Here is a 21,977-nt window from a genome sequence, read left to right as displayed (position 1 = left end):
TATAATAAACCTTATGTCTATATGCAACCATTTAACAGTTGAAAAATGTAAAAATAAGGAATATAATCTATATAGTATGAATTTATGTGAAACAAAAAGGTGGATTGAATGGAAAAAGAATTAAAAAAGCAAAAACTTGATATGCTCAACGGCAGTATATGGAACAAACTGCCTGTTTTTGCCCTGCCGATTGCGGCAACGGGAATACTTGAACAGCTTTTTAATGCGTCAGATATAGCAATCGTAGGCAACTTTGCACAAACCGACAAAACCGCAGCGGTAGCGGCTGTAGGAGCAAACAGCCCGATTATTGGTCTGATACTGAACTTATTTATCGGCATAGCGCTCGGCGCAAATGTTGTAATAGCAAATGCCATAGGACGAGATGACAAACAGACCGTACAAAAGGCGGTGCATACCTCAATGGTAGTGTCGGTAATCGGCGGTGTATTGGTTGCGATAATCGGCGAACTTATAGCCGAGCCGTTGCTTACGGCGCTTAATGTGCCAAATGATGTGCTTGAGCTTGCACTGTTGTACTTGAGAATATATTTTCTCGGAATGCCTGTCATACTGCTGTACAACTTTGAGGCGGCGATTTTCAGAAGTATAGGCGAAACCAAAATGCCGCTTATTGCGCTTACGCTGTCGGGAATTTTGAATGTACTGCTTAATCTGTTCTTCGTAATCGTACTTAAAATGTCGGTAAACGGAGTAGCAACCGCAACAGTGCTTGCAAATGTTGTGAGCGCAGGTATTCTTTATATAAAGCTCGTAAAAAGCGACAAATACATAAAAGTAGAATTTAAAAAGCTAAGAATTGACGGAAAAGTCTTTGCGAAAATTATGCAGATAGGACTTCCCGCAGGCATACAGAGTGCGGTGTTTGCCGTTGCGAATATTGTAATTCAAGGTGCGATTAACAGCCTCGGCACTGTTGTAATTGCGGCGTCAAGTGCGGCATTCAACATAGAGATTATCGCTTACAATGTAATGAACTCGTTTAGTCAGGCTTGCACAACATTTGTCGGACAAAACTTTGGCGCAAATAAGCTTGACCGTTGTAAAAAAACTCTTTTTCTTTGTCTTATCGAAGACGCAATTGCATCGGGCACGGCAATACTTATAGTGCTTATAACAGGAAAATTTTTGCTGTCAATATTCAACAACAACCCCGAAGTAATAGAAATAGGCTATACAAGACTTGTAATTATTTTTATAGCTTACATATTCTCAATGCTGTATGAGGTAATGTCGGGATACTTAAGAGGATTCGGATTTTCACTTGTTCCTGCAATTCTCACTACCGTAGGCGTGTGCGTGCTGCGAATAATATGGATAAATACTGTATTCCCCGCAAACAGAACTTTTGTAACGATAATGACCGCTTACCCTGTCAGCTTAGCTACAACGGCAGTGCTGATATTTATAGCGTTGATTATCTACAGACCGTCAAAAAGATTTGCAAATAAGGGTAAAGAAAAAGCGTAATTGAGCGTAATTGATTGATAAAGCAATCTGCTAAAATATAATTTACCGATATTACTCCAACATTTACAACAGTACCAAATATAAAAAACACAACAGCCTCTTGATGTAAAAACACCGAGAGGCTGTTGTTTTATATAAGGGAAATGAGTGGATAGCAAATTAATTTTTAAATGCCGAAAGAATCAGTCTTATACCGTATGTCATAAGCAAAATGCCCATAAACAGTCCGAGTGTTTGCGCTGTGAATATAAGATTAAATATTCCGTATAAGCCTGCAAGCAGTACGAGCACTCCGCATATAAGCGGAAGTACCCATACACTTGAACCTGATTTTTTAACCTTGAATGATGTTGCTATAGAGGAGATTCCGTCTACAATAAGCCATACCGCAAAAATCGCAAGGATTAATATATCAAACATCACTCTTATGCCGGGCATAAACATTGCGAGCGCAGACACAACCGCCGCAGCTATGCCTGCTATAAGACCTAAAGTTCCCATTAAAGCTTTTTCTTTATTATTACCGTCGTTGCGTGAAGCTGCATACGAAACAATTGAGGAAATTCCCCATAATCCGAGAATTATCGTTACAATCCAACCGATGTTAAGAAATGTAAGTCCGGGATAAAATATGCAATAGATTGACGCAAGAACAGTCAGAATACCCAAAATACAATTAAATACCTTCATAGTCACCTCATATGTTTATTGTGAATAAAAAATAATAATATAACAAATGCAAGCAATGCAATGCACAACAGCAAGGCTATCAGCAAATATGTTTGTGTTCCCGTTACCATACTCGTGTTATCCTGTACGGGTACGGTCGGGACTGTGGAATACGGTTGAGTTGTCGGCGATAAAATGTTAGCCGTAATCTGCGTACTGCCCTCATCCCTTGCCGTTACCGAAACGGTAGCCGTTATAAAGACTGCGGCAATCACCGTACAAACCGCAATTGCACTAAGCAATTTTTTAAAATCAGTCATTTCATAATCATATTGTTACAATTGAGCTGTGGAATGTCATTGTACCGCTGTAATTGCCTGCAATAGCGTCAAGGTCTTGTCCGTAGAGTGCCTGCTGATTAAGTACAAGTGTACCCTCCTGAACCTGACCCTGTGAATCGGCGCTGAAGGTTGTAAAGTGGAAACCGTTTGCACCCGGAGCACCTGCGTCATTGATAGCGATTTTGTCGGCAACATTATCGTCATTTACTTTTTCCGAATAAATATCATACTTAATTTTGAACGGGTTGGTTGCGTCTTTCTGTGTAATATAGAACTTATCGTCAATGTCCTGACCGTTAATATAAACAGATACAAAGTTGTTATCGTTAAGTTTAAGCTCTGTTGCAGTCACATCAAAGTTGAGATACTTGTTGCTCTGTGTATCTGTCTGCGGCTGTGCAAGAGTGCCGAAATCAACCATATCGGGGATTGTAATAACATAGCTTACATCTCCCGGCTGTGTACCCTCAATTCTTGCGGTAACTTCTGTGGAAGAATCGGGATTTTCGTTTGTAAGGGTTGCCGCCGATACGGAAACCACGCCTGTTGCGGCGAGCATAGCCGCCATAATTGCCGATATAAATTTTATTTTTTTCATATAAACACTTCTTTCTTTATTTTTACCGAATTTATCGGTATTTTACTTAACTTTAAGTGTAAACTCCGATTCCGCCGAATTGAGTTTTTGATGCGAATCGTCAAGAGTTACACATTCATACAAAACCATTGCTTGATACTCGCCTTTCTCAAGCGACTTTGAAAGCGGTACATCTGTAAGACCGCTGCCGGGTTCAAGCAAATCCGATTTATAAAGCACAGTTCCGTCGGAAAGCCTTAGCGTTGCGTATAAGCCGCAGGTGTTTGACTTTGGATTGCCGATACTGATGTGCAGAGAGGTATCGCCCGCATTCATTTCAGCAGTGCTGTAGCCGGGTATCTGCACGCCTGTTTTTTGGGTATTGTCACTGCCTTTTGAGTTTTCGTCTATGCCTGTATCCCAATCAGTGCGTATCTCCCCTACCACACCCTGTGTGGGTGCGGCAGGTTGAGAGTTTATGTTATTGTAGATTAATACTGCGCTTAGCGCTCCGATTGCAACAATAAGTGCCGCTATAATTGCAATATATATTTTTTTATTTTTCAATGCGTCCTCTTTTCTTCAATACAGCAAAGGCAAGCAAAGCGACAATTGCAGTAAATGAAATTGTATAAATCACGGTTGCGCCCGTCTTAATTGTTGTAATGCATTTACGGTTACGGATGTAATCGGAAGAACCGTTAAAAGCATAAGCACACAGGGCAACACTCGAAATACGCTTTGCTTTTTTCTTGATTTTCATAAAAATCTCTTCTTTATGCCCAAGGGTCATTCGAAGCGGGAGTTCGTATGTCGGAGAGTGCAAGATTGCGCCACAAGAACCATTGATTGCCCTTTCTGCGAAGCTCAATCGGGCGAGGTGAGTCCGCTCCCGACGACTGAACCTGAACCTTTGCATAACCCTCGCTCTGATAGGTATATGCATACTCGGAAACGGTTATTTTGTACGGAACATTCGGTGTATAATCGTTCTTCACGGATGAACCCTCAAAATACGAGCGAGGAATATATCCCCTGCCCTTGATTCTGTCACGCAAAAACTGAATATCCATCCCGTTCATCGGCTGAGGTCCTTTTAATACATTGAGCATTTCTATTGTGTTTTCCGGACTTTCATCATATTCAAGCAACACAAGCATTGCAAATGCCGCTGTTGAAAGAGGTGACGAAAAGTCAAGCTCCGGCATTTTTTTGAGTTCATCTGCATTTTTCGGATAATCGGCAAATACAAATGTTTTGCTTTTGTACATTGCATTGTTTACTGCTCCCGAAACAGCATTTGAAACATTGTTTTTTAGAGTCTGATTTGTCATATTTTTTAAGCTGTCAAATATACCCATAAATAGTACCTCCTTATTAAAGTGCGCCAAGTGCGGCAGGTTGAGAGTTTATGTTATTGTAGATTAATACTGCACTTAGCGCTCCGATTACAGCAATAAGTGCCGCAGTAATTGCAATATATATTTTTTTATTTTTCAATGCGTCCTCTTTTCTTCAATACAGCAAAGGCAAGCAAAGCGATAATTGCCGTAAATGAAATTGTATAAATCACGGTTGCGCCTGTCTTTATTGTTGTATTGTCAATCTGTGTATTGCCTGTGTTGTTGCCGCCGCTTGACGAGGTTTCCACAAGTGCAAAATCAGTCGGCTGTGATAATGTAAACACTGCTTTTCCGTTTTCAAAAGAGTCGGGCTTTATGTATTTTATGCCGCCGTCGCCGTCAAGTACCGCAAGGCTTACATTTTTGCCGCTTACCGGCAAGGTGAGTTTTAAATTATTGTCACACCAAAATTCCGCAAATGCAGAGTTTCCGTTATTGTCCGAAAGTGTGCCCTTGTAAAAATCAAGAATTTTTCCGCCCTTAATAAGCGACTCGAATTTTTTATACTGTTTGTCATCTGTTGAATAAGCAGTGTAGCTTACATTGAGTGACGAGTGCATATTGCCCGAAAGAGTAATGCCGCTGCCTACAGATTTAACGCTGTACTTTAGGAAGCTGCCTTTGATGTACGGATAACCTCTGTTAAAGTCAGAGCAAATAAAGTTTATGCTGTCATCTGTAACACTGTTTAACTTATCCGCAAGGCTTGCGCTTGCCATTTCAACCGTTCTTTCGTATGCAATATTTGTACTGTCGGCTTTTGCCTGTGAATCCGTGCCTACTGCATTGAGTGAATTTTGTGCTGTGTAAAATACATTCTTGACTGTTACACCGTCAGTTCCCGCAATGCCGTTCAAGCCGACAATCGAACCCTTTGCAGAATTGATTTTGCAAAGTACATTGCCGCAGTTATATGAGCTTTCTATTTTGCCGCTGTTCTTGCCGACTAAACCGCCTGCAACCGTTGAAGTATCGAGTCCTGTCTTGCCTGTGTTTGCACAACCGTAAATTTCGCCTGTGTTAATTGCCGAAATACCGCCGCACTCGTTGCCCTTTACAATTGAGCAATTTCGTGTGCCTGTAATTTTACCGTTGTTAATACCCGCAACACCGCCGCAGACATCTGCGTTAAGAATCGAGTTAAGCTCCGATGCGTTGATTTTTAAATTTTTGATAAAGATTGTACCCGAAACAGCGTTTATACCGCTTACGCAATGGTCAATCACACCGTCATTTACAGCCGCAATTCCGCCGCCTGTTTTTGCACTGACCTTAAAGTCGCAGTCATAAACAAACAAATCTTTTACAATTCCTTTTTCTCCGATAAATTCAAACAGTCCGCCGTATTCGCCTGCGGAAATATTAAGTGCGCCTATGCTGTAGCCGTTGCCGTCAAATGTGCCGTTAAACGGTTTGTTTTCAGCAACAGAGCCGATTCCCTGTGCCCAGCTTGAATTTTCATCTGCGTAAATATTATTTACAAGAATATAATTCTTGTCGCCGTATCGCTTGTAATCGGTTCTTACAACCTGTGAAAGTTTTACAAGGTCGCTGTAGGTTTTTATAATAAAGTTGCCGTCGTCGTCCTTGTCAAACTCATCGGGTGTTCTCTCAAAGTTTGAATATGTATTGTCAAAGTCCGCATAATAAACCGTACCGCCGTTAAATACGGGGTAATCGTCAGGAGTAAGACCGTTGTCTATGTTCTGATACCAAGCCTGTGTGCCGTCGGTAACACCGTTGTTGAGTTTAAAAGCAACTTCACCGCACTTAAATTCGGAAATTGTTTTTTCGTTTGCCGATAACCCCAACTTGCTGTCTGTACCGAACGGAGTGTTTCCCGTATCTTTGTTGTAATAATTGTTTGCAATATTCGACTTGTTAAAATTCCTTGCCCAACCGATAATTGCGCCGCAATGTATGCCACTGCCGTTATCGCTTATCTTTGCGTAATTGTAACAGTTTTCGATTGTCGGGTTTGTATTGTTAAGGTAGCCGAGAATACCGCCGACATATGCGCCGCTTTGCGTTGCTGTAACTGTGCCTGAGTTTGCGCAGTTTTTAACTCTTGCGCCGCCGTTTGAGTAAGCTATTACGCCGCCGATACAATCGGAAGAATTATTGAGGTGAATGTTTCCGTAGTACATACATTTCTCAATATCTGTTTTATCATTTCCTACAGAGCCGATAATGCCGCCTGCGTGCGTTACCTGCGAACCGTATTTGTCATTATTTATATTTACATAAGAAACTACATTTTTGACAGAACCCAAATTAATGTAGCCGACAACACCGCCAATATGACTTGCGGAATTTTTGACTGTAATGTCGCCGTAAACCGTAATATCGGAAACACTGCCCTCGTTTACAGAACCGAAAAGTCCTGTGTAATCTGAAGCCTTGCTTATATTAAGATTTAAAATACTGTGTCCTTTGCCGTTAAAATTGCCTTTATAATTATTGACAGGCGCCCATTCCTTATTTTCAAGGTCAATGTTTGCGGCAAGTTCTGCGTTTGCACCTGCATTTTGCTTATCAAAATCAGCATAGCTGTGGTCGCCGTTTACAAGTGATGAGAACCAGAAAAGCTGACCTGCGTTGTTTATCGTATAAACATCGGTGCTCTTATTATAAACGGCAGGCTGATACTGACCGCAAATTGTGCAAAAGCCCTTTTCATTATATGTATGAGTGTGTTGGGATACAAAGTTTGTCATATAAATTCTTTCGCTTAGCTTTGCGTCAATATAGTTTGCCATAACAAAACCAATGCTTTGTATAGCGCTTGATGTGGCAGGCTGTGACAAAAAGCTGTCCTCCATAAGCGACCTGTTTACTATTCTTGGCTGATTAATATTATCCTTAGCACCCGAATAGTTAAAAAGATAATTTCCTTGCTCGGTATATTTATTCGTAGTAGCATCGGAAATTGTGCTGTAAAAATAAAGGAGTTTTGTATCTGCGTCGCGCTCGCCGTAATTATCCTGTACATAAATATTGCTGTTTCCTACACGAACGGCTTTTTTATTAAGAGAATAATCATTATCGTCCCATCTGCTTGCATCCATACCGAAAGCGTCCATTACAGAAAAGCCTAAATCTTTGCTTTCCATTTTTTTAATGTAACTGTCTGAAAAATCAAGTCTGCGAACAAACACAATTTTTCCTCTTACATCCTTGAGCTTAGGCGAATACTCACTTCCGCCTTTCTGCGGTTTGTAAATCGGATAATTTTTATTATTCAGATATTGCTTTAAAACAATATCACCGATAATTTCGTCGCTGCCGCCCGAATCTCCCTTCAAGGTCATCACGACAGTTTCGTAAGGATGTTCTTTAAGAAAATCTTTGGCAGTGTCCATTATGTTACGCAGAGTCATATCACTGCCGTCCCTGTTGTGGCAGTCGTAATAATTCAATCCGTGAATAATAGTAGGATTACTGTCTTCGTTAATTGATTTTCTTCTGTTAATTCTTATGTCCCATGCTCTTACTCCCGAATTAAGCTGTTCGTCGGGATAAAGCTGCTGACAACATACTTTTGAAACCTGTTCTGCGACATCAGTCATATAAGTTGCGCCTGTGTCATGCGTTCCGGGCATATTAACCTCTGAAAGATACATATCATCAGGCAAATGTGACATCCAATTGCCGCTGTTTATTGCATAGCTTTTATCGGTTTTGTTTTTTACATCTTCGGCAGTATATGAATTTAATGAATTCATGTTAAGAAATTTCAAATCCCACTTAAAAGCTTTTTTGGAAAGAATAAGTTTTACATCATTGTTATCGTTTTTATTTTCATATCCCTCAATCGAAAGATACAGCTTGTTGCCTACATTATAAATGTAATAAACATTAGCTTCGGAATCAACAGGAATAAATCTCCAAAGCTGACTCAAATGATTGTCGCCTAAATTTTCCCAAACATGAATAACAGCCTTATCGGGGTTATTCGTACCGTCTACATCCCATACGGCGTCATACGAGAGTGACGGATCATAAATGTTATACGGAACATTCTCGTTAATATCATAGCTTCTCAGTCTGTAAGCTCTTCTTGAGCTGACCCATTCCGCAGTAATTTTAGGAGTTGTGCCGGTGTAATAAAGCTGCAGGCAATTACCTTCAACTTTTGCGTCATTATTTACATTTACATCACTGATATAATCTTTTGGATAAAGCATAAAAACAGGAGCGTTTTCCTGCGGCCTTATTTTATTGGAATCACCGCCGGGAATCTGCTGTTCTCCGAAATTTTCGGATACATCATCCGTAGCCCTAACAACCCACTCTGTTTTTTTAGATGTCAATGCAATTTTTGATTCTTGTTTATAAGCATTATTCTCCGTACCGACATAAAGATTGTTGTTTTTTTGGTCGGTAATTTTAGCAATTATGTAGTATGTATCTGCTTTGTTCGGTACAGGCTCAAATCTGAAATATTGATTATCATTTTTCAATGTGTCGTCCCATTGATGAATAACATTACCTACCTCCGACTTTTTATGTTCAACATCGAGCCATTTTTTAAAATCATCACATTTTATACCGTAATAATCATCTTTTTGCTGAAGCTTCATCTTACATTGCTTACCGCCGAGATAATCAAGATGAGCTACATTTGCTCCATATCCTGTACCGTTGATGTTCCAACGGAACTCGTTGCGGGCAAGCGGCTTATCGGTGTCATTATCAGGCAAATTAAGATAAATATAATACAGCTTGGCTGTATCAAACTTTGCCGATTTTGAGGCGTCCATACTTTTTGGCTCTGCCGCATTTGCAGTCACTGCAAAAGTGCCGAGCGTAATAATCGCTGTGAGCAGCAGTGCCGTGAACGATTTAGTCAGTCTGATTGCTTTGTTCATTTGTTTCCCTTCTTTAACAATATTTTTATTTTTTATAATTATACCTATATTTTGCGATTTATTCTATACAAATAGCACGAATTGCAGAAATCCGTCACAAATTGATATGCAAAGACAAGATTTTTACAAAAAAATGTGGTACAATGTTGAATATAGTTATATCATACCGAGGGGATTACAATGCGCATTGCTGTTATTGACGATCTGAAAAGTGACAGACAATTGCTGATAAGCAGGCTTAACAAGTTACTTTCGGATAATAGCATTAACGGAGAAATATACGAATTTGAAAAAGGAATTGATTTTATAAATGCCTCAAAGCAAACTGCATTTGAAGTTGCATTTATGGATATTTACATAGATAAAGAAAACGGAATAGAAATTTCAAAACTGCTTAGAGAATTTGATAAGGAATGTATCCTGATTTTTACAACCACTTCGTCGGACTATGCACTCGAGGGCTTTAAAGTAAGGGCATTTGACTACCTTGTCAAACCATATACGACAGATGAACTTAAAATTGCATTCACGGATATTTTAAACCGCCTGCCGTCATCGGACAAATATATAGAAGTAAAAGTAATCGGCGGCACACAGAGAATCAGGCTGAATGAAATAATCTACGCCGAACATTTTAAGCACTGCATCAACATATACAAAAGCGACTGTGCAACCACCGTGGTTCGCAGTACATTTGCGGAGTTCAGCAAACAGCTTGAAAGCGACGAACGATTTTTTATGTGCAACCGTGGAGTAATTCTTAATTTTGATTACGCAAGCGATTTTGACGGAACGGAATTTATACTGAACAACGGAGTGAGAATTTCGGTCAGCCGAAGTCTTACAAAATCCGCAAAAAGTCGGTTCGCCGATTTTATCTTTAACAAGAGGTGATATTGTGACGGAAATGCTACGACCTATGCTTGAGCTTGCCGTGCTGATACCCGGCACTTTACTTGCATACCTGCCTATGAAAGAGCATTTAAAAATAAAAATGGGCGCATTGACGGCAATTTGGCTGTCAACACTCCTTATGCTTTGCATAGTGGGCGGACTGTTTTGTTATTCGTTTGAAATAAAAACAATTTCTTTAATCCTGCCTGCCTTTATGCTTATGACCATTGCCTACTGCGCAACGCTTAGGACATCTATATTGAAATCCGCAAATATTGCACTTGCCGTGTGCGGCGTTTATGCCTGCCTTGCAAGCATAACACGAGCCATTGACTCAATAGTTTATCCTAAAAATATCGAGCCTTGGTTCGGGCTTACGGGCGGAATTGTTTTCAATATTTTTTGCTGGATATTTGTAATGCTTGCGTTTTACCCTGCCTCTCACGCAGTATGCGACCTAATAGACGACGAAAACATTGCTCACACATGGTATGCGTTCTGGATATTGCCCACTGTTTTTATCGCCATAAACATATTTATAATACCGTGGAATCCAAACATTCTGCATACAGGAAGAATTATGCAGGGATATATTGTAATCTGTTGTACGATGCTCGGTTTGCTTTTGCTTTTTTACGCTCTGTTTTACATAATGGCAAAAAGCCTTAATAACAATCACAAGCTCACGCAGGAAAACACAATTCTGTATATGCAGCAAGAGCAGTACAACACGCTTAATAAGGCGATTGAAGAAACCCGACATGCCCGTCACGATATGCGGCATCATCTGTCGATTCTTAATTCGTTTGTTAAACGAAAAGATTGGGCAGAACTTGAAAATTATTTAAGCAAAATGAGCAAGAGTATTCCGAGTTCGGAACTCAAGCTGTGCGAAAACAATGCGATTGACGGAGTAGCGGGGCATTATTATCATAGGTATAAAGATTTGGAAATACCGTGTGTATTCAAGCTCGAACTTCCAAAAGAACTTTCCGTATCTGAAATTGATATTTGCCTTGTGCTCTCTAATTTGCTTGAAAATGCGCTTGAGGCAAGTATGCGAACCGCACCCGACAAACGAAGAATAACCGTGTTTGCAAGAATGCACTCGGATAATGTAGTGCTTATTAAAGTAGAAAACTTCTACAACGGAGTTGTAAAAGAAAAGAACGGAATTTTTGAATCAAGCAAACACAGCGGCGAAGGCATCGGCACACAATCCGTCCGTCGCATAGCCGAAAAGGGCGGCGGCTACTGCCGTTTCACGCAAAAAGACGGCATCTTCACCGCCGATGTAATGCTTAGAGGAAATAGTAAATAGTTACAGGAAAATAAAAAGCACAGACTTTCGTTATTTTGAAAAGCCTGTGCTTTTTAATTTTTAATACTGAATTTTATTCATATCCCCTTATCCTTACCGCAAGAACCGTTTTTTAAATTTTCCGAAATATTATAATTAGTTTTTCAGAAAAGAAAAAAGAGCAGTTAAAAACTACTCTTTTGGTGCAGGTAACATACTTTTGTTTTAGAAAAAACTTTTTACCTCGCCTATTGCGGCTTGTCCATAGTCAAAGTATCATCAACGCTCTCGCTAAAAACAGTCCACCGGACTGTTTTCTTAACGCTCGTCTTCAAGTCCTGAAAGAAAATCAACAAAATTTTAAGAGGTATTAATACTTATGTGTACTAATACCTCTTTGTGGTGCAGGTAACAGGACTTGAACCTGCATGAAATTGCTTTCATATGGACCTGAACCATACGCGTCTGCCAATTCCGCCATACCTGCATATTTATTAATTTGTATTCTTGCGACAGGTTAGTCTGCCTACAAAATCTATTAAAATAGATTTTGCATAAGTTCGTATTGCCAAATCACAGATTTGGATACTCACTTAAATTCCGCCATACCTGCATATTTATTAATTTGTGTTCTTGCGACAGGTTAGCGATACTCAAAAATATCATACTAACAGATTTATTATATCAAATCAATTAATAAAAGTCAATCGGATAGGCGAGATTTTTATATTTTGTTTTACAGCAGACAGCACAAAAATGCTGTCCACCTTAATCAAATATAATTTAGACCGTAAGAATAAATATCATTCCAATTTCTGTGTATAACTATATCGGCTGTCAGGTCATTATCATTATACACTATATTATATCAAAGAGGATTGACCTACTGCTTTGAAGGCAATTGCTCTGTCATAAAAAGGAGTAACCGTAAATTTGAGCCGCCCCCAAAAAGTTAGACTGAAAATCTAACTTTTTGGAGGTCGGTTTTTATGGCTACTCCTATATTTATCAGCGTTTTTTATTATTTAGTACCGAAAATTCTGTCGCCGGCATCGCCGAGGCCCGGACGGATATATGCGTTATCGTCGAGTTGACGATCGAGTGCGCCAACATAAAGCTGAATGTCAGGGTGCGCTTTCATAAGGGTTTCAACGCCCTTAGGTGCTGCGATAATTGACATAAATTTAATTTTTTGACCGCCGTGCTCTTTGATGTAATCTACAGCGGCAACTGCCGAACCGCCTGTTGCAAGCATAGGGTCTACAACAACAATCTGTCTTTGGTCAATCGGCTCGGGAAGCTTGCAGTAATATTCGTGAGGCTCGTGAGTGACAGGGTCACGATAAAGTCCGATGTGACCTACTCTTGCTGACGGTACAAGTGCGAGAATACCGTTTACCATACCAAGACCGGCTCTTAAAATCGGTACTACGGCAAGTTTTTTACCTGAAATTACAGGCTGTTTTGACTCTTCAAGCGGAGTTTTAATATTAATTTCCTGTGTTTCAAGGTCAGAAAGTGCCTCGTATCCCATAAGCATAGCAATCTCTTCAACAAGTTTTCTAAACTCGTTTGTAGATGTGCTCTCTTTTCTGAGCAATGTGATTTTGTGTCGGATAAGCGGGTGTGTCATATATGAAACAGACATAATTTTCCTCCGTATTTTTAAATATTTTATAAACATTATATATAATATCACATTTTGTAAATATATTCAAGCAGTAAATAAAAATTTTAGTTAATTGAATTTAACTCGGAAACTCTTATATTGTGAATTGTTGCGTTTTTTGATTCGATACTCAAGCTATTCAGATTACTGTCGGCGATATATGTCATACCCATAAATACAGTGCCGAAGTCAGCGAAAATTTCAGTATATAAAGTATCGAAAATAATTCTCAAATCTACTGTGCCGTTCTCACATTTAAGCGGTGCGGATTTATCAAGACACTGCAATATTTTATCATCTGCATTAAAAGATATTTTAAGACCGAAAAGCTCCAAAGAAAAAGATTTTTCAGCACTTGCAGAAACAGAAATATCGCAGGCTTTGCTTTGAATACTCTTAATAAACGGCATATCCGAATTAATCACAACATTGGTTTTGACATCTCTGTTTTTATAAAGCGTTTCAAATTCTTTTACAGGCAATGCCGAAAGATACGGTTCACCGTTAATTGTTTTTATAGTCATATTTTGCGGTATATTAAGACAACTGCCAAACGGATTATTCGGTATTACAAATGACGCAAAAGCAGTTCTCACTCGTCTGCCGTTAGGTATATCTGACCAGGATTGAGCGGCATATGACGCATTACCGAAATTCAGTCTTTTTTGTTCGGTTTCAATAATAAATTTATTGCCGTCAAACGAGCCGATATAATACCTGTCGGAGGCGGCTGAAAATATCCATTTAATATTTTTGCTGTCACCGTCTGCGCAAAGCGGATAAAAGTCGGGACATTCCCCATCGTCGGGTAATGTAATTTCCTGTATTTGCGACCAATCAAGCAGATTTTTGGATTTTAAAATCGCAAAGCTGTGACTGTCAAGGAAAAGCACCATAATATAACTGTCATCAGGTTCACAGTATATTACTTTAGGGTCACGGTTTTCTTTTATAATATTTTTAATTATAGGATTTTTATCATATTTAATCAGCGTTTTGCCGCCGTCATTACTGTAAGCAAGACATTGTGTAAACGGTTTGCCTTTAGAGGTTTCAGATGTATTTCCCGCAGAAGTATAAAAATATAAGATTGCAGGCTCATTACCTCTCTGTAATCCTGTCAGATTTTTCTTGTCAATTATTGCACTGCCCGAAAACATTGTGCCGTCTTTATCGGGAAAAAGTACATCTCCGATTTCTTCCCAATGAATAAGGTCATCACTTACTGCGCCGCCCCAATGCATATTTTCCCATGTTGTGGCAACCGGATTGTGCTGAAAATACATTAGATATTTTCCGTTTGCATACACAAGTCCGTTCGGGTCATTTATCCAACCCTTGGCGGCTGTAAAATGCACCAGCGGTCTGTATTTGCCGTCATATTCAAAGCTGATTTCTTCGGCTTTATCAAAGCAAATATTCATCATAGGATTGGATATAATTTTTATCTTGTTACCCTTAAATCTTCTCATATTAACAGGAAATTTATAATCGGGAGAAGCATTGTCAAGTTTTAAAACTATATCATAAACGAGTTGATTGTCAATATAAAAATACAGTCTTTTGTTTTGTGCGTTATCGCTTGTCGGGAACAATATATAATTAGTATCACATAAAAATTCCATTTTATCACCTTGAAAAATCAGTAATATTAATAACAATTTAATTATATTATCAGTATTTATATTTGTCAATACTTCACAAAGCAAAAGCCGACAGATTGTATTCTGCCAACTTTAGTTTAATCGTTATTTATAATATTTCTGATTTCTTCTTCCGCCTGTCTTACTTCTTTAAGAAAAGCGAGTGAGGATACACGCAATGCGCCGTTTCCGAGAATTATCATTTGCTCAAGTGCATCAGAAGTGACAACACGCACTCTGTTGTTTTTCGCAAGTTTATGCGATACTTTCTCTATGTACATATCAGCCGTTTCCGCCTCTTTGGTGTAAACAATGCTGATTCCGTTCACGGTTTCCACTTCTCTGTACTGCCCTTTTACACGGTAAGCATCAAATACGAGAATGAGATTGCACTTGCTGTATCCCTGATAATTGCAAAGAATATTTATAAGCACCTGCCTTGCACCGTCAAGACTGCGTTCCGTCAATTCTTTGAGGTGTTCCCAGGCAAAAATCACATTGTATCCGTCTACAAGCAAATATTCCGTGCCGTTGTACTGCGGATTTTTCATTAATTTTTCGGCCGCCTTATCTATTGCGGAAACCGCAGTAACCTTTCGCTTTTCGGGTGCTTTTTTATGAGTAATTGGGCCGTAAGTCTGTTCAAAAATTTGCATAAGTTCTTTGTCAAGAGCAAAAACATCGTCCTGATTTTTGCATTTTTCAAAGGCGTTTTTTCTGTTTGTACTTACGCTGTCCTCCTTAACGGGTTCAAGAATACTCGGCAAATGCATATGCTGTGCAACTTCATTCCACGGCACATTGTAACCTGCACCGTGCGAGCAAAAGACAGAGCCGCAGGGATTTTCCAAGTCGGCATCGCAGTCATAACCGATACCTTCAATAACTTCTTCTGCATTGAGACACGGCTCATATCCCTTTAAAATACACGCAAGTTTGCCCTTGCCGTGAGTGTATTGCATAACCTCTTTTGTGTAACTTCCCATTTCCGAAACAGGGCAGGTGCCGCTCAAAACCGTAACATCTCCCCTGCTTTCCGGTGATGAAAATGTACCGTTCATACGCTGAATATCCGTCATTGCCCTGCCGATATTTTCATTGGGAACTTCAAGCGTAAATTCATAAACAGGTTCAAGCAAAACGCATTTTGCCGAGCGCAAGCCTTGTCTTACAGCTCTGTAAGTTGCCTGTCTGAAATCTCCGCCCTCGGTATGCTTTGCGTGCGCTTTGCCCGATACAAGCGTAATTTCAACATCAGTAATCGGTGAACCTGTCAACACTCCGATGTGCGTTTTTTCGTGCAGATGAGTAAGAATAAGCCTTTGCCAATTACGGTCAAGCAAATCTTCTTTACAGCGTGAATTTATGATAATTCCACTGCCACGCTTAAGCGGTTTTATAAGCAGATGAACCTCCGCATAGTGCTTGAGCGGTTCAAAATGGCCTACTCCCTCAACGGTATTTTCAACGGTTTCTTTATAAATAATACTGCCTGTGCTGAATTCAACCTTCATACCAAAGCGTTCGTAAATTATACTTTTGAGCACTTCAAGCTGAATTTCGCCCATAAGCTGAATATGAATTTCCGCAAGTCGGCTGTTCCAAACCACATTAAGCTGTGGGTCTTCATTCTCTATAATCTTAAGTTTTGTAAGGGCAGTGTGTGGGTCTGTTCCGTCCAAAAGGTCGACACGATAAGTGAGAACAGGCTCAAGCATTGGCAAATCGGAATCCGCTTGTGCACCGAGCCCGTCACCGGGTTTTGCAAAGGTAATGCCTGTTACTGCGCAGACAGTACCTGCCGCCGCCTCGTCAATCGCAGTGAATTTCTCTCCCGAATACACTCTGATTCGGTTCACTTTTTCGGCATTGACATTTTTGTCGCTCTTAAGCACTTCACGCACCTTTAAACTTCCGCCCGTCACTTTTAAAAAAGTAAGTCTGTTGCCCTGATTATCCTCTGCGATTTTAAAGACTTTCGCACCGAATTCATCGGGATAATCGGGCATTTGTGTATATAAGTCAAAGCAATCTATAAATTCACGCACGCCGTCAAGCTTCAGTGCCGAACCGAACATACACGGAAAAATTTTGCGCTGTTTAATCGCTCTTACAATATCCGAATTTTCAACGCTGTCGGTTTCGTAAAATTTCTCGAGAATTTTGTCGTCACATACAGCAACGCTCTCACGAAAAGCATCTGTATTTCGGTATGTGAAATCAATGCAGTTTTCATCAAGATTTGTTCTAAGCTGTGCCATAACCGCAAGTTTATCCGCACCGTCAAGATCCATTTTATTTACAAAAATAAAACACGGCACATTGTATCTTTTAAGGAGTTTCCAGAGTGTTGCAGTGTGACTTTGCACACCGTTTGTACCGCTGATTACAAGAATTGCATAATCGAGAACCTGCAAGGTGCGCTCCGCCTCGGCCGAAAAATCAATATGCCCCGGGGTGTCAAGCAGAGTAAATTCGGTATCGTTGTACTTCATTACAGCCTGTTTTGAAAATATGGTAATGCCTCTGTCACGCTCAAGCGAAAATGTGTCGAGAAAAGAATCCCTGTGGTCAACTCTGCCAAGCTTTGTAATATTGCCCGAACAGTACATAAGCGCCTCTGAAAGCGTGGTTTTTCCCGAGTCAACATGAGCAAGTATTCCGACTGCGATTTTCTTCATTTTATCACCGTACCCTGCAAAATAATACAAAAATCAATTAATAAAATTATATCACAGCAAACGCAAGTTGTAAATTATCCAATTGTATTTTTATAACTTAGCAATCATCGGTCGGGTAAACACAGCATAAGCCAAGCCAATCTTCTTAAACTCGTTTTCCGATAAATTTGTAATTTTAATCATTTTCTTAACTTCTTTTAAAGTTATTTTCATTAAGTTAGTTTTAGCTAACTTTCCTTTTAAGAAAAGCTGTGTGTAAAGCATCGTGTAAATACTTGTTCACACAGGTTATGTTTTTAGATATTATGGTTTATATATATAATTAGCACTTACAGTTTTTTCTGCGTAAACGGCTAACCTTTTGCCGCTTTGCGACATTTCACCGACAAGATTAAAAATATCACCGAATTATTACGGCATTGCGTAAAATAATAACTATGGGGTGATTTTATGAAAAGTAAAAATAAAACAAACAATGCGGCAAAAGAAAATGAATTTGCAAACGCAAATAAAAATCTTGAGCGTTGCCTTGACCAAATGGCGAACGCTTATTCAACCTACGACTGCACAGGGCTAATTCCGAGCAAGCCCGAAAACGAGGCACAGCTTGAGTCATACAAAGAAGTTTACAACTACCTGCCGACCGATGCGGACACTTTATAAAACAATGTTGTTTTTGAGAGCGGCATTTATTTCCCGAGAAATATTTTTCATATCATCGGGAATCGGCGCAGTGACAGTAATCAGCTGTTTTGTTATCGGGTGCACAAAATCAAGTTTACCGCAGTGCAAAGCCTGCCTTTGAATTTTATCAAGTCTGCCTCCGTACAAATCATCGCCCTCAAGCGGATGACCGAGGTATGCCATATGGCAGCGAATCTGATGCGTTCTGCCTGTTTCAAGCACAAGACTTACCAGCGTGCAGTCTTCGCCCTTTACAAGGACTTTGTAATGCGTAACGGACGGTGCGCCGTCTGATGTGACCTCTCGCACCATTTTGGAGTCTTTTTTTAACGCAATCGGTGCATTTACAGTGCCGTTTTCATTTATAATTCCCGAGCAGACTGCAATATATGTTTTATTAAGAGCAAATTTTACAGCATTTGCCGTGTATCGGTCTTTGGCAATAAAAACTATACCGGAAGTATCCTTGTCGAGCCTGTTGATTGCACGAAAAGTGAACTCCTTACCTTTGCTCTGCGCATAAAATGCCACAAGATTGGCAAGCGTGTCGCTTTGGTGCTGTTTTACAGGGTGAACAGGCATTGAATACGGCTTGTTTACAATTAAAATATAGTCGTCTTCGTACAAAATGTCAAGCTCGCCCTCGACAGGCTCAATACCGATTTTTTCATCGGGCAGACTGATTTCTACAGTTTTTCCTGCCGACACAGTATCTATCGTACGCAAAATTTTTCCGTCCATCAAAATACCGTCTTTTTCACGCTTTAATCGTGTTATCATTCTTGATGAAAGTCCGCAGAACGAGCGCAGAAAGCTAAGGGCATTCACCCCGTTATATTCGGTTGGAACGGTAAAAATCAGCTTATCAGACATAAATATATCTCCATATCAGAAATACTAAAATACATTGAAGTGCAAAAATTACAGGAATACCAATCATAAATTTCGGATGTTTGGTTTTGTGGCGGATAATCAGCATAGTTATATACATAGACACACTGCCGCCGAGCGCCGAAAGCAAAAGCAAGGTGCTTTCGGGAATTCTCCACTTTCTTTTAATTGCTTTTACTTTATCTGATATTGTTACAATGATTGATACAAGGTTTATCAGTACAAGATAAATCAGTAACAATTGTGAATAAATTTCCATATTACACCTCAAAAGGAAGGATTTAGATGTCTGTAAAAAAACTTGCACCTGTAATTGTATCTGCCGTTCTGCTGATAACCGCCCTCGTGGCACGAGCGTACTCGGTGAAAAACGAAGTAAAACCAACCTCAACCGCAACGGTTGACACTGCCACAATCGACAGTGCAGTCGATGAGCAGCCAAAAAAAGCCGAAAAAGAAATGCGTGGCGTGTGGGTTTCTTACATAGAACTTGATATGCAGAACGAAACGGACAAAAGTGAAGCCTCATTCAGAGAAAAATTTAAAAATATAGCAATCAACAGCAAGAATGCAGGATTTAACACGCTTATAGTACAAGTCCGTCCGTTTTGTGACGCACTGTACGATTCAAAGTTTTTCCCGTATTCGCACATTTTGAGCGGCGAACAGGGAGTAAATCCGGGTTATGATGCACTTGAGGTAATGTGCGAGGTCTGTTCGCAGCTTGACCTTGATATTCACGCATGGGTGAACCCATACAGAATCAGCACAGACAGCACTCCGCAAGCCTTGAGTGAAACCAATCCGTATGTGATTGACAACGAAATAGGCGAAGAAACCGAAAACGGAATTTTTTTAAATCCAGCAAACAAAATGGCACGAAACCTTATAATCGACGGTGTAACCGAAATTGTAAGGAATTATGATGTTGACGGAATACAATTTGACGATTATTTTTATCCCACGCAAGACAGTGATTTTGACGATACGGAATATGCCGAATATGTGGACACTGTGGGTGCAATGAACTGTATGTCGGTGGATAACTGGCGAATTGCCAATGTAAACACACTGATTTGTGATACTTACAGAGCAATTCATAAAATCAGTGATGATGTGGAATTCGGCATTTCCCCGCAGGGAAATATCGACAACAATGCACAGATTTACGCCGATGTAAAAACATGGTGTATCTGCAAAGGTTTTGTGGACTATATCTGCCCACAGCTTTATTACAGCCTTGACAATCCCGCATTGACATTTGAAGATTCACTCACCGCATGGTCTAATCTTGATATTAATAAATCGGTAAAACTATATGTCGGATTGGCGGGCTATAAAGCAAACAGCGATGCCGACGAGGGCACTTGGGTTTACAGCAACAATATTCTTGCCGACGAATATAAAATAGCTGTTAATAAGGAAAAAGTCAGCGGAATTATGCTCTACTCATACTCCGCACTTAAAGACGAAAACGCAAGTACGGAGATTGCTAATCTTACAAAGGCTATGAGCAATAATTTAGATGCCGAAAATCAAACAACAGTACCCATACAGTAATCATCTTCGGCAGATGTAATTTTAACATTCACAATCTGACCGCAAAGGTTTTCGTCGTCGGATATAATATGAACAGGTGTGTAGTTTTTTGTGTAACCCTCAAGATAGCCGTGGCGCAGGCGCTCTATGAGTACCGACTCGGTCATTCCGACCTGAGTTTTCAAAAATTCGGCTCTTGATTTTGCTACAAGCTCGCCCATTTCTTTGGCTCTCTGTTCCTTGATATGAGGCGCAATCTGATTTGGCGCTTTATCGGCAACAGTGCCTTTTCGTCTTGAATATGGGAATACATGAACCTTTGCAAAACCTGTCTGCTTTACAAAATCCATAGAATCTTTAAAGTCATCTTCGGTTTCGCCTGCAAAACCTACCATAACATCGGTTGTTATTGAAGAATTGTCAAATGTCTTTCTGATGTTAGATACAATCTTGCTGTACTCGGCGGTATCGTAATGTCTGTTCATTGCTTTTAATGTGTTGTCGCAGCCGCTCTGAAGTGAAAGGTGGAACTGTGGGCAAAACTTAGGTTGAGCGGCAAGCCTTTTTATCATCGGTTCGTCCATTTGCTCCGGCTCAACAGAACCAAGTCTGACACGCTCAATTCCCTCTTGTGCGCACACACATTCTACGGCATCGGCAAGGTTAAGTCCCTCGTCCTGACCGTATGCGGAAAGATTGATACCTACAAGCACAACCTCAAGATAACCGTTGTTTGCGATTTTTTCCACTTCGGCTTTAAGCGCCTCTATGCTCTTTGAACGAACTCTGCCTCTCGCAAAAGGAATAATGCAGTATGAGCAGAAGCGGTTACAGCCGTCCTCGATTTTTATAAATGCTCTTGTATGCTCGCCGAGAGAAGATATGGATAAATCTTCAAATTTCTCGTTTTTTACAGGGTGCGGTGATATAAAAACATTTTTCATATGGTTTTCAATATATTCGTAAATTGCGGGAACAAGCTCCGCTCTTTTTGCGTTTCCGAGCACTATGTCGCAATTCTCAAAATTTTCCTGTCTGTCGGGAAAAGCCTGCGGCATACAGCCTGTAAGCACAATAATTCCGTCAGGATTTTCTCTGCGGATTTTATTGATAAGTTTACGGTTTTTAGCGTCGCTTACCGAAGTTACGGTGCAGCTGTTTACAACAGTAATATCGGCAGGTGTGTTTGGCTTGGCAAGTTCAAATCCGTTTTTCAGAAGATCCTCACGCATTGCCTGTGATTCATACTGGTTTACTTTACAACCGAGGGTAATTATATTAAAATTCATACTGATTTTCCTTTTTTTCGTATAATATGTGGATT

At 40.0% G+C, this 21,977-nt stretch carries 20 protein-coding genes and 1 tRNA gene; 5 read left to right on the top strand and 16 right to left on the bottom strand.

Annotation, left to right across the window (positions count from 1 at the left end):
- Positions 1–108 precede the first annotated feature (108 nt).
- The gene (locus KGF34_RS02255; protein ID WP_252559681.1) at positions 109–1,491 is read left to right on the top strand and encodes an MATE family efflux transporter; all 1,383 of its coding nucleotides are present in this window, start codon (positions 109–111) and stop codon (positions 1,489–1,491) included.
- A gap of 159 nt (positions 1,492–1,650) precedes the next feature.
- Here the strand turns inward: KGF34_RS02255 and KGF34_RS02250 are convergent, their stop codons facing one another.
- From KGF34_RS02250 to KGF34_RS02220, 8 genes are read right to left on the bottom strand one after another with little or no spacing between them, the layout of a single operon-like run.
- A complete protein-coding gene (locus KGF34_RS02250; protein WP_252559680.1) occupies positions 1,651–2,181 on the bottom strand; it encodes a DUF308 domain-containing protein in 531 nt (176 codons plus the stop codon).
- Between the two features lie 2 nt (positions 2,182–2,183).
- Positions 2,184–2,480, bottom strand: coding sequence for a hypothetical protein (locus tag KGF34_RS02245; protein WP_195410280.1), 297 nt, complete (start codon positions 2,478–2,480; stop codon positions 2,184–2,186).
- A 7-nt stretch (positions 2,481–2,487) separates the two neighbouring features.
- Complete coding sequence (locus KGF34_RS02240; RefSeq protein ID WP_252559679.1) at positions 2,488–3,099, bottom strand: hypothetical protein; 612 nt, start codon at positions 3,097–3,099, stop codon at positions 2,488–2,490.
- 42 nt (positions 3,100–3,141) lie between these two features.
- Complete coding sequence (locus KGF34_RS02235; RefSeq protein ID WP_252559678.1) at positions 3,142–3,645, bottom strand: hypothetical protein; 504 nt, start codon at positions 3,643–3,645, stop codon at positions 3,142–3,144.
- Complete coding sequence (locus tag KGF34_RS02230; protein ID WP_252559677.1) at positions 3,635–3,841, bottom strand: hypothetical protein; 207 nt, start codon at positions 3,839–3,841, stop codon at positions 3,635–3,637. Before KGF34_RS02230 ends, KGF34_RS02235 begins: the two co-directional genes overlap by 11 nt.
- Before the next feature lie 13 nt (positions 3,842–3,854).
- Positions 3,855–4,439, bottom strand: coding sequence for a hypothetical protein (locus KGF34_RS02225; RefSeq protein ID WP_252559676.1), 585 nt, complete (start codon positions 4,437–4,439; stop codon positions 3,855–3,857).
- 16 nt (positions 4,440–4,455) lie between these two features.
- Positions 4,456–4,578, bottom strand: coding sequence for a hypothetical protein (locus tag KGF34_RS11715; protein ID WP_271229645.1), 123 nt, complete (start codon positions 4,576–4,578; stop codon positions 4,456–4,458).
- Positions 4,568–9,352, bottom strand: coding sequence for a phosphatidylinositol-specific phospholipase C domain-containing protein (locus KGF34_RS02220; RefSeq protein WP_252559675.1), 4,785 nt, complete (start codon positions 9,350–9,352; stop codon positions 4,568–4,570). The genes KGF34_RS11715 and KGF34_RS02220 overlap by 11 nt, the downstream gene beginning before the upstream one ends.
- 180 nt (positions 9,353–9,532) lie before the next feature.
- Between KGF34_RS02220 and KGF34_RS02215 the strand changes: the two genes are divergently transcribed.
- Both KGF34_RS02215 and KGF34_RS02210 read left to right on the top strand, forming a co-directional pair.
- Entirely contained in the window at positions 9,533–10,246 is a 714-nt protein-coding gene (locus tag KGF34_RS02215) for a LytTR family DNA-binding domain-containing protein (protein ID WP_186934841.1), read from the top strand.
- 13 nt (positions 10,247–10,259) lie between these two features.
- Positions 10,260–11,567, top strand: coding sequence for a sensor histidine kinase (locus KGF34_RS02210; RefSeq protein ID WP_252560195.1), 1,308 nt, complete (start codon positions 10,260–10,262; stop codon positions 11,565–11,567).
- A gap of 379 nt (positions 11,568–11,946) precedes the next feature.
- Here the strand turns inward: KGF34_RS02210 and KGF34_RS02205 are convergent.
- The 5 genes from KGF34_RS02205 to KGF34_RS02185 all read right to left on the bottom strand — a co-directional run bounded on the left by KGF34_RS02205 (position 11,947) and on the right by KGF34_RS02185 (position 17,803).
- A tRNA-Leu gene (locus KGF34_RS02205) sits at positions 11,947–12,033 on the bottom strand.
- 534 nt (positions 12,034–12,567) lie between these two features.
- Entirely contained in the window at positions 12,568–13,194 is a 627-nt protein-coding gene (gene upp, locus KGF34_RS02200; protein WP_252559674.1) for a uracil phosphoribosyltransferase, read from the bottom strand.
- An 86-nt stretch (positions 13,195–13,280) separates the two neighbouring features.
- The gene (locus KGF34_RS02195; RefSeq protein ID WP_252559673.1) at positions 13,281–14,840 is read right to left on the bottom strand and encodes a glycoside hydrolase family 32 protein; all 1,560 of its coding nucleotides are present in this window, start codon (positions 14,838–14,840) and stop codon (positions 13,281–13,283) included.
- A gap of 116 nt (positions 14,841–14,956) precedes the next feature.
- A complete protein-coding gene (locus tag KGF34_RS02190) occupies positions 14,957–17,539 on the bottom strand; it encodes a TetM/TetW/TetO/TetS family tetracycline resistance ribosomal protection protein (RefSeq protein ID WP_252559672.1) in 2,583 nt (860 codons plus the stop codon).
- A 90-nt stretch (positions 17,540–17,629) separates the two neighbouring features.
- On the bottom strand, positions 17,630–17,803 hold the full coding sequence (locus tag KGF34_RS02185; protein ID WP_252559671.1) for a hypothetical protein: 174 nt from the start codon (positions 17,801–17,803) through the stop codon (positions 17,630–17,632).
- Positions 17,804–17,989: 186 nt separating this feature from the next.
- Between KGF34_RS02185 and KGF34_RS02180 the strand changes: the two genes are divergently transcribed.
- Entirely contained in the window at positions 17,990–18,202 is a 213-nt protein-coding gene (locus KGF34_RS02180) for a hypothetical protein (protein WP_022235137.1), read from the top strand.
- Here KGF34_RS02180 and KGF34_RS02175 read toward each other — a convergent pair.
- Both KGF34_RS02175 and KGF34_RS02170 read right to left on the bottom strand, forming a co-directional pair.
- Positions 18,197–19,096 (bottom strand): RluA family pseudouridine synthase, encoded by a 900-nt coding sequence (locus KGF34_RS02175; protein WP_252559670.1) that lies wholly within the window; start codon positions 19,094–19,096, stop codon positions 18,197–18,199. The genes KGF34_RS02180 and KGF34_RS02175 overlap by 6 nt on opposite strands.
- Positions 19,089–19,373, bottom strand: coding sequence for a DUF1294 domain-containing protein (locus KGF34_RS02170; protein WP_186934851.1), 285 nt, complete (start codon positions 19,371–19,373; stop codon positions 19,089–19,091). Before KGF34_RS02170 ends, KGF34_RS02175 begins: the two co-directional genes overlap by 8 nt.
- Positions 19,374–19,399: 26 nt before the next feature.
- Between KGF34_RS02170 and KGF34_RS02165 the strand changes: the two genes are divergently transcribed.
- On the top strand, positions 19,400–20,674 hold the full coding sequence (locus tag KGF34_RS02165) for a family 10 glycosylhydrolase (protein WP_252559669.1): 1,275 nt from the start codon (positions 19,400–19,402) through the stop codon (positions 20,672–20,674).
- On the opposite strand, the gene mtaB is transcribed toward KGF34_RS02165, so the two are convergent.
- Positions 20,650–21,942 (bottom strand): tRNA (N(6)-L-threonylcarbamoyladenosine(37)-C(2))-methylthiotransferase MtaB, encoded by a 1,293-nt coding sequence (mtaB, locus tag KGF34_RS02160; protein WP_252559668.1) that lies wholly within the window; start codon positions 21,940–21,942, stop codon positions 20,650–20,652. The genes KGF34_RS02165 and mtaB overlap by 25 nt on opposite strands.
- Between the last annotated feature and the right edge of the window lie 35 nt (positions 21,943–21,977).

The sequence above is a fragment of the Ruminococcus sp. FMBCY1 genome (genome assembly GCF_023921805.1).
In the GTDB taxonomy this organism is placed as follows: Bacteria; Bacillota; Clostridia; order Oscillospirales; family Acutalibacteraceae; genus Ruminococcoides; species Ruminococcoides intestinale_A.
This window is presented reverse-complemented; position numbering and strand designations above follow the sequence as displayed.

Bases quoted from the DNA above. Each gene is read 5' to 3' on its own strand.
- KGF34_RS02170 (WP_186934851.1), bottom strand. From the start codon at position 19,373: ATGGAAATTTATTCACAATTGTTACTGATTTATCTTGTACTGATAAAC.
- KGF34_RS02225 (WP_252559676.1), bottom strand. From the start codon at position 4,439: ATGGGTATATTTGACAGCTTAAAAAATATGACAAATCAGACTCTAAAA.
- KGF34_RS02210 (WP_252560195.1), top strand. From the start codon at position 10,260: ATGCTACGACCTATGCTTGAGCTTGCCGTGCTGATACCCGGCACTTTA.
- KGF34_RS02240 (WP_252559679.1), bottom strand. From the start codon at position 3,099: ATGAAAAAAATAAAATTTATATCGGCAATTATGGCGGCTATGCTCGCC.
- KGF34_RS02250 (WP_252559680.1), bottom strand. From the start codon at position 2,181: ATGAAGGTATTTAATTGTATTTTGGGTATTCTGACTGTTCTTGCGTCA.
- KGF34_RS02165 (WP_252559669.1), top strand. From the start codon at position 19,400: ATGTCTGTAAAAAAACTTGCACCTGTAATTGTATCTGCCGTTCTGCTG.
- KGF34_RS02245 (WP_195410280.1), bottom strand. From the start codon at position 2,480: ATGACTGATTTTAAAAAATTGCTTAGTGCAATTGCGGTTTGTACGGTG.
- KGF34_RS02255 (WP_252559681.1), top strand. From the start codon at position 109: ATGGAAAAAGAATTAAAAAAGCAAAAACTTGATATGCTCAACGGCAGT.
- KGF34_RS02175 (WP_252559670.1), bottom strand. From the start codon at position 19,096: ATGTCTGATAAGCTGATTTTTACCGTTCCAACCGAATATAACGGGGTG.
- KGF34_RS02230 (WP_252559677.1), bottom strand. From the start codon at position 3,841: ATGAAAATCAAGAAAAAAGCAAAGCGTATTTCGAGTGTTGCCCTGTGT.
- upp (WP_252559674.1), bottom strand. From the start codon at position 13,194: ATGTCTGTTTCATATATGACACACCCGCTTATCCGACACAAAATCACA.
- KGF34_RS02220 (WP_252559675.1), bottom strand. From the start codon at position 9,352: ATGAACAAAGCAATCAGACTGACTAAATCGTTCACGGCACTGCTGCTC.
- KGF34_RS02180 (WP_022235137.1), top strand. From the start codon at position 17,990: ATGAAAAGTAAAAATAAAACAAACAATGCGGCAAAAGAAAATGAATTT.
- KGF34_RS02190 (WP_252559672.1), bottom strand. From the start codon at position 17,539: ATGAAGAAAATCGCAGTCGGAATACTTGCTCATGTTGACTCGGGAAAA.
- KGF34_RS02185 (WP_252559671.1), bottom strand. From the start codon at position 17,803: ATGCTTTACACACAGCTTTTCTTAAAAGGAAAGTTAGCTAAAACTAAC.
- KGF34_RS02215 (WP_186934841.1), top strand. From the start codon at position 9,533: ATGCGCATTGCTGTTATTGACGATCTGAAAAGTGACAGACAATTGCTG.
- KGF34_RS02195 (WP_252559673.1), bottom strand. From the start codon at position 14,840: ATGGAATTTTTATGTGATACTAATTATATATTGTTCCCGACAAGCGAT.
- mtaB (WP_252559668.1), bottom strand. From the start codon at position 21,942: ATGAATTTTAATATAATTACCCTCGGTTGTAAAGTAAACCAGTATGAA.